The 7176-nt window shown below is 75.1% G+C and carries 7 protein-coding genes; 4 read left to right on the top strand and 3 right to left on the bottom strand.

Translation table 11 applies throughout. From position 1 onward, the window contains the following. Together ACOV8S_RS07680 and ACOV8S_RS07685 are read right to left on the bottom strand one after the other, a co-directional pair. Window positions 1–855: alpha/beta fold hydrolase (locus ACOV8S_RS07680; RefSeq protein ID WP_448316889.1), on the bottom strand; the 855-nt coding region annotated here is incomplete at its 3' end. Between the two features lie 215 nt (window positions 856–1070). Further along, complete coding sequence (locus ACOV8S_RS07685; protein WP_448316890.1) at window positions 1071–1523, bottom strand: VOC family protein; 453 nt, start codon at window positions 1521–1523, stop codon at window positions 1071–1073. A 108-nt stretch (window positions 1524–1631) separates the two neighbouring features. On the opposite strand from ACOV8S_RS07685, the gene ACOV8S_RS07690 reads away from it, so the two are divergent. Then, a complete protein-coding gene (locus ACOV8S_RS07690) occupies window positions 1632–2522 on the top strand; it encodes an alpha/beta fold hydrolase (protein ID WP_448316891.1) in 891 nt (296 codons plus the stop codon). Between the two features lie 333 nt (window positions 2523–2855). On the opposite strand, the gene ACOV8S_RS07695 is transcribed toward ACOV8S_RS07690, so the two are convergent. Beyond that, window positions 2856–3443, bottom strand: a complete 588-nt coding sequence (locus tag ACOV8S_RS07695; protein WP_448316892.1) for a helix-turn-helix domain-containing protein — start codon at window positions 3441–3443, stop codon at window positions 2856–2858. Between the two features lie 47 nt (window positions 3444–3490). Here ACOV8S_RS07695 and ACOV8S_RS07700 point away from each other — a divergent pair, with 47 nt between their 5' ends. From ACOV8S_RS07700 to ACOV8S_RS07710, 3 genes are all read left to right on the top strand, one after another. Continuing rightward, window positions 3491–4396 (top strand): class I SAM-dependent methyltransferase, encoded by a 906-nt coding sequence (locus ACOV8S_RS07700; RefSeq protein WP_448316893.1) that lies wholly within the window; start codon window positions 3491–3493, stop codon window positions 4394–4396. Between the two features lie 43 nt (window positions 4397–4439). Beyond that, window positions 4440–5441, top strand: a complete 1002-nt coding sequence (bla, locus tag ACOV8S_RS07705; protein ID WP_448316895.1) for a class A beta-lactamase — start codon at window positions 4440–4442, stop codon at window positions 5439–5441. Window positions 5442–5560: 119 nt separating this feature from the next. Continuing rightward, window positions 5561–7176, top strand: a 1616-nt coding sequence (locus tag ACOV8S_RS07710) for an ATP-binding protein (RefSeq protein ID WP_448316896.1), incomplete at its 3' end; no start/stop codon positions are given.

Below are 7176 nucleotides of genomic sequence, written 5' to 3' on the forward strand. Positions count from 1 at the left end.
CAGCAACGGGTGGGGCGGCCCCACCTCCCCCCGCCGCATCCGCAGGAAGTCCAGCAGCGCGGCGTCGAACCGCTCGGGCTGCTCCAGGTTGGGAAGATGGCCCGCGTCGGGGACGACGACGAGGCGGGAGTCGTCCACCAGCTTGCGCATCGCCTCCGCCTCGGCCACCGGGGTGTAGGTGTCCTCCTCGCCGACCAGCAGCAGCACCGGCACCCGGGCCTCGCGCAGGGAGTCGCGGTAGTCGGGCCGCTCGGCCCGCGCCCGCAGCGCCGCGGCGGCGCCCGCGGGCACGGTGGCGCGCATCATCCCGCTCACGTGCGCGGCGACCTCGGGCATCGAGGTCACGTGGCCCGGTGTGATCATGCGGTCGAGCACCTCGGCGGCGTAGCCGTCCATGCCCTCGGCGAGCAGCCGGTCGGCCAGCGTGTTGCGCCAGGCACGCCCCTCCTCGGTCTCCGCGACGGGCGAGGTGTCGGCGAGCACCAGCGCGGCGGTCCGTTCCGGGTGGAGGCGGTGGAACTCCATGGCGATCTGACCGCCCATCGAGAGCCCCGCCACCACGGCCCGCGGCACTCCGGCGAGCCGGAGCAGCGCGGCCAGGTCCTCGGCGTAGTCCCGCCACCCGGTCACCCCCGGGGCCACGCCGCTCGCGCCGTAGCCGCGCAGGTCCGGCAGGATCACCCGGTACCCGGCAGCGACCAGGGCCGCGGCCTGCGGGCGCCACATGCTCCGGTCGAAGGGATGGCCGTGCACCAGGAGCACCGGGACGCCGTCCGCGGGACCAAGGTCGTCGTACACCAGCGTCACGCCCGGGCGGACCACGGCCTGCCCGGAGCGCACCTCCTCGCGTCCCACCGGGCTTCCCGCCCCGGCGGGACGACCGGCGTCCCCTGACCTCGCCCCGGTGCCGGCGGTCTCCGACGGACGGCTCATGCGCTTCCCCCTGGCTCGGTGTCCCGCGGCCGGTGCCGACCGCCGGTCCATCGTCCAAGATCGCCCCCGGCGGGCCAAGCGGTTTCAGGAACCCGAGGGCGGGTCCTTGCGGACCGCGGCGGGCTTCCCGGACCCCCTCACCGCGAGGCCGCGTCCGGGTCCACCGCGGTGACCGACACCGTGCCGTCCTCCGCCACCGACCAGCCCGGGTTGTGGCAGATCTCCCAGCGGTGACCGTCCGGGTCGGCGAAGTAGCCGTGGTAGCCGCCGAAGGCGGCCCGCTGCGCCGGCTTGAGCACCTCCGCCCCCGCCGCCCCGGCCCGCTCCATCGCCACGTCCACCTCGGCAGGCGACTCCACGTTCCGCGCCAGCGTGAACGGCGTACCGGTCGTCGCCGGACTTCCCACGTCGGCCGCCAGGTCGGCCAGCGGGAACAGGGCGAGGGCGAGGCCCGCGCCCGCCTGGTAGAAGACCACCTCGTCGAGGTCGAGCAGCGGGGACCAGCCCAGTCCCTCGCTGTAGAAACGGCGGCTCACGGCCAGGTCGCCCACGCCCAGCGTCACCAGACTCAACTGCTGCTGTGTCGTCATGACTTCACGCTAGCCGTCCCCACCGACCGAGCGGCCGGGTGGCCGCGCGGCACGCCGGGGTACACGGATGCGGCCGGAGGGCGGCCCGCCGGCGGAAGGATGGCGACGATGTTCCCCGACTTCACCGAGACCCGGATCGACACCGGCGAAGCGTCGATCTTCCTGCGCCACGGGGGACAGGGCCCGCCCGTCCTCCTCCTGCACGGGCACCCGCGGACCTCCGCGACCTGGCACCGGGTGGCGCCGCTCCTCGCCGACCGCGGCTTCACCGTGGTCTGTCCGGACCTCCGGGGCTACGGACGCTCCCGCGGGCCCGCCCCCACGCCCGACCACAGCGCCCACTCCAAGCGCGCCATGGCGGCCGATCTCGTCACGGTGATGCGGGAGTTGGGACACGAGCGGTTCCAGGTCGCCGGGCACGACCGGGGCTCGTACGTCGCCCTGCGGCTCGCCCTGGACCACCCGGCGGCGGTGACCCGCGTGGCTCTGCTGGACTGCTTGCCGATCTGCGAACATCTCGACCGCGCCGGGGCGGAGTTCGCCACCCGGTGGTGGCACTGGTTCTTCTTCGCGCAGCCGGAGATCCCCGAACGGGTCATCACCGCCGACCCCGACAGCTGGTACCGCGGCGACCCCGAGGCGATGGGCCCGGAGAACCACGCCGAACGGCTGGCCGCCGTGCGCCGGCCGGAGGTGGTGCGCGCCATGCTCGAGGACTACCGGGCGGGCCTCACCGTGGACCGCGCCCACGAGGAGGCCGACCGCGCGGCAGGGCGGCGGGTGCGGTGCCCCGCGCTGGTCCTGTGGTCGCTCCGCGACGACCTCGAGGAGCTGTACGGCGACCCGCTGGAGATCTGGCGCGACTGGGCCGACGACGTCCGCGGCCACGGGATCGACTCCGGCCACCACATGGCCGAGGAGGCGCCCCGCGACCTCGCCGACGCCCTGACCGGCTTCTTCGCGCAGCGGCGCGACGGATCGGCGGCGGCCGCCCCCTGACCCCCTAGGGCCTGTCCGGCGGATCATGCACGTGGGTCGCGGGGTCTGGCGCGCACTCCCCCACGCTCGGCTTCGCTCGCGCGGGAGGGGCCCCCACGCGGCGTTGTCGTCGGTCGACGACTCCCCCACGCTCGGCTTCGCTCGCGCGGGGGCACCCCCATCGCGTCGCCTCCCTCCTCCGCCTTGCAGCCGCACGCTCCCCCAAGCTCTCGGCTTCGCTCGAGCAGGTGGGGGTACCCCCGGACGAAGTCTGGGGGAGGACCCCCATGACCCCGCTCAGGCCCGCTGACATGCGAACCGGCAGCAAGAACGGCATGATCCGCCGGACAGGCCCTAGGGCGCGGCCCCCTCGCCGCCGTGCAGGTGCACCCGCTCGGCGTTGTGGTCGAGGACGGTCAGGATCTCCACCGGGGCCTCGTGCGCCCGGAAGGCGTGCGGGGTCATGGTGGAGAACTCCGCGGCGTCCCCCGCCTGCACCAGGATCGTCCGGTCGCCCAGGTGCAGGCGGGCCGTGCCGGAGAGCACCGTGAACCACTCGTGACCCGGGTGCACCTTCAGGCTGTCCGGCAGGAGGGGGAGCTCGGGGGTGATCCGCATCTTCGCCACCGTCACCCCGTGCACCGAGGCCTCCCGCGACAGCAGCCACACCGTCATCCCCGGCGTGTGGGTGGGCTGCGGCCGGATCACCACGTCCTCGTCGGACGGCGACTCGACCAGCTGGTCGAGCGTGGTGTCCAGGGCGCGGGCGATCGGGACCAGCTGGTCGAGGGAGATCCGGCGGTGACCGGTCTCGATCCGGCTCAGGCTCGAAGGGCTGAGGTGGGCGCGGGCGGCAAGGGCGTCGAGGGACCAGCCGCGGGCGTGCCGCAGGCTGCGGATCCGCTGCCTGATCAGACTGTCCAGGTCGACTTCTTGCGTCATGCGCAAGAGTGTATGCCTCCCACGCAGGACGCGCCTACGGTGGTCGTATGACGCACCACCACACACCCGACCCGGGCCACGGCCACCACCATGCTCACCCCGGACACGCCCCGCGGCACGGCGAGCACCGGCACGACGGACACCACGACCACGGGGACGACGCCGCCCACGCCGCACTGCTGGAGCTGGAGGCCCGCACCTTCACGCCCGCGCTGGAGGAGGCGCTGGAGCGGGCCGTCACCGCCCACGGCCCCGCCGACCCCGGTCACGTCGTCGACCTGGGCAGCGGGCCGGGCGTGGGCACCCTGGCGCTGGCACGCCGGTTCCCCGAGGCACAGGTCACCGCCGTGGACCTGTCCCCGCTGATGCTGGAGCGGGTCCTGGCCGGGGCACGGGAGGCAGGGGTCTGTGACCGGGTGCGGACGGTGGAGGCCGACCTCGACACCGCACTGCCCGACCTCGGTCCGCTCGACGTCGTGTGGGCGTCCTCGTCCCTGCACCACGTCGCCGATCCCGCCGCCCTGCTCGCACGGGTGGGGGAGGCGGTCGTCCCGGGCGGGCTGCTGGTCGTCGTCGAGTCCGACGGCATGCCGCGGTTCCTGCCCTTCGACGCGGGCGTGGGCCGTCCCGGTCTGGAGGACCGCTGCCGGGAGGTGGCCGCGAAGGCGGGCTGGAACACCTACCCCGACTGGAGCGACGCCATGGAGCGGGCCGGTTTCGGACCTGTCGAGCGGTGGACCGTCACCGCCGAGGGCGCGCCCGGAGCGGAGGCCGCCGGCTACGCCCGGCTGGTGCTGGAGCGGGTCCGTGGCGCGCTGGAGGACCAGCTCGCCCCCGACGACCTGGAGGCGCTGGAGCGACTGCTGTCCCCCGGCGATCCGGCCTTCGTGGGAAGCCGCCAGGACGTCGTCCCCCGTTCGGTCCGCACCGTCTGGGCCGCCCGCCGGAACTGACGGCACGGAACCGACGGGACCGGGGCCCGCGTGGAGGGAGGTGATGAACGATCACGATCCCCGAGGAACGGAGAGAACGATCCCCGCATCACAGCACTTCACCTTCCGTCACTCCACCGTCCGGCGCTCCGGCGAGGACGGCACCGCACCGCAGCGCCCCGCCGGCCCCGCCCGGCGCACCCTGCTGGCGGCGGGCGCGGCCGGCGCCGTGGCCCTGGCCGTCGCCCACCCGGCGGCGGCCGCCCAGGCGCCGGGCGACGCCGTGGCCCGACTGGACAAACTCGAACGGCGGCACGGCGCCCGCGTCGGGGTCTTCGCGCGGAACATGAGGACCGGCGCCACGGTGCGGCACCGGTCCGACGAGCGGTTCCCCATGCTGTCGGTCTTCAAGACGCTGGCCGCCGCCGCGGTACTGCGCGACCGCGACACCGACGGCGCCTTCCTGGACCGCCGGATCCGCTACACCGAGGCCCAGCTCGTCGAGAACTCGGACGTCTGCAGGGCCAACCTCGCCACCGGGATGACCATCCGCGAGCTGTGCGCCGCGGCCGTCCAGTGGAGCGACAACACCGCCGGCAACCTGCTGCTCCGGCAGATCGGCGGCCCTCACGGCATCACCCGCTTCGCCCGCTCGCTGGGCGACCCGGTGACCCGCCTGGACCGATGGGAGCCCGAGCTCAACTCCGGCGAGCCGTGGCGGCGGACCGACACCACCGCCCCCACAGCGATCGCGGCGACCTACGCCCGTCTCGTCCTGGGCGACGCCCTCGGGCGCGAGGACCAGGAACAGCTCACCACCTGGCTGCTGGGCAACAGGACGGGGGACACGCGCCTGCGGAAGGGCCTGCCGCCGGAGTGGACGGTCGCCGACAAGACGGGCGCCTCCGCCACCTACGCCTCGCTCAACGACGTCGCGGTGGTGTGGACCGAGGACGGCACGCCCCTGGTGATGGCCGTCCTGACCACCAAGCCGGAACGGGACGCCGCCCGGCAGGACGTCCTGCTCGAGGACACGGCCCGCATCCTCGCCGACGCCCTGCGCTGACCGGCGGCGCACCAGGGAGCCCGGTGCCCGCGCCGCAGGCGGCACCCCGGGCCCGGCGGCCGTCCCCCGTACGGCGGCGGCCCCGGGCCCAGGCCCGGGCGGCGGTGCAGACTGGGCCCATGGACAGCTCGCCGTCGCCCGGAGCGCCACGTTCCCGGCGGTTCGACGGGCGGCGGGCGGACAGCGTGGCCGCCGCCCGCGGCTTCGTGCGGTCGGTCCTCGAGGCGGCGAGCGTCCCCCCGGAACCCCTGGACACCGCATGCCTGCTGGTCAGCGAACTGGCGACGAACAGCTTCCTGCACGCCCGCACCGAGGTGGAGGTGACGGTCCGGGTCGGCGAGGACCGGATCCGCGTGGAGGTCGCCGACCGCAGACCCGACCTCATGCCGGTGCCCCGCGCCTGCCCGCCCAACGCGGGCACCGGCCGGGGCCTTGGCGTGGTCACCGCACTCGCGGACCGGTACGGGGCCGACCGGGGCGGCGAGGAGAAACGGGTCTGGTACGAACTGCTGCTGAAGGAGGGGAGGCCCGGCGTGGCCTCCCGGTGGCCCCCGGCCCGTCCGCTCGCCGGCCCCGACACCGTCCCCGTCGTGCTCATCGACCTGCCCGGCGCGCTGCACGTCACCTCCGAGCACCACCGGCACGCGGTCCTGCGCGAACTGGCCCTCGCCGGAACCATCGGCGACCGGCTGGGCGTCGACCCGGAGGAACTGCTCGCCGCCCGCGACACCTGCAACGTGCTCGGTGCGGCCGCCCAGGCCGCCCTCGGCGGCCGGCGGAGTGTCAGCGGGATCCGCACCGTCACCCTCTCCCTGCCCGCCGGCAGCGGCCCCGCCCTGCGGCTGCTGCGCCGGGTCCTGGAGAGCGCCGAGGAGGCCAGCCGTGACGAACTCCTGCTGACCCGCCCCGGTCTGCCGCAGAGCCAGGCCCTGCAGGACTGGTTCTTCGGGCAGATCACCGCGCAGCTGGACGGAGCACTGCCGACCGCCTGGACCGTGGTGCCCCGCGACCCCTCTGCCAGCCCGCTGGACCTGGTGCCCTGGGACGAGGAGGAGGTGCACACCAGCCGCCTGCCCACCGTGGTCGTGGACGACGACAACCTGATCGTCGCCGTCAACGCGGCCGCCGCCGACCTCCTCGGCTGGGAGCGCGACGCCCTCGTGGGCCGGTACCTGACCACACTGATCCCCGACCACCTGCGGCGACGTCACCTGGCCGCCTTCCACTCGCTGCTCCTGACCGGACAGCCCCGCATCCTCGGGCGGCCGGTGCCGCTGCCGGCACTGCACCGGGACGGTCACCTGGTGCCGGTGCGGCTGCTGATCCAGGCGCAGGAGATGGCGGACGGCCACACCGTGTTCATCGGCCAGATGGTGCCCCGCTCCACCGCCTTCGGGCCGGACCCCCGCCCCTCCCACCGCAGGCCGGCCGTCCGGCCGACGGGCGTGTCCGAACCGCCGGCTCCGTCGCACCGGGGCGCCCCGGACGAGACGCCGGACCTCCCCGAGGCCGGCCGCCGCCCGGCCGCCGCGGCGGCCGCGATGGCCGCCATGGACCGGCTCAGCCTGCTCGCCGACGTCGGCCGCGAACTCGCGGACGCGTCGGAACTCGGACAGGGACTGCACGCCGTCTCCGCCCACCTGGTCAGGCGGCTGGCCGACTGGTGCGTCATCGACCTCCTCGACGGCGAGACCGTGGAGCGCGTCGGCGTCATGCACCGCGACCGCGCCAGGGC

Source organism: Streptomyces sp. CO7 (assembly GCF_053474865.1).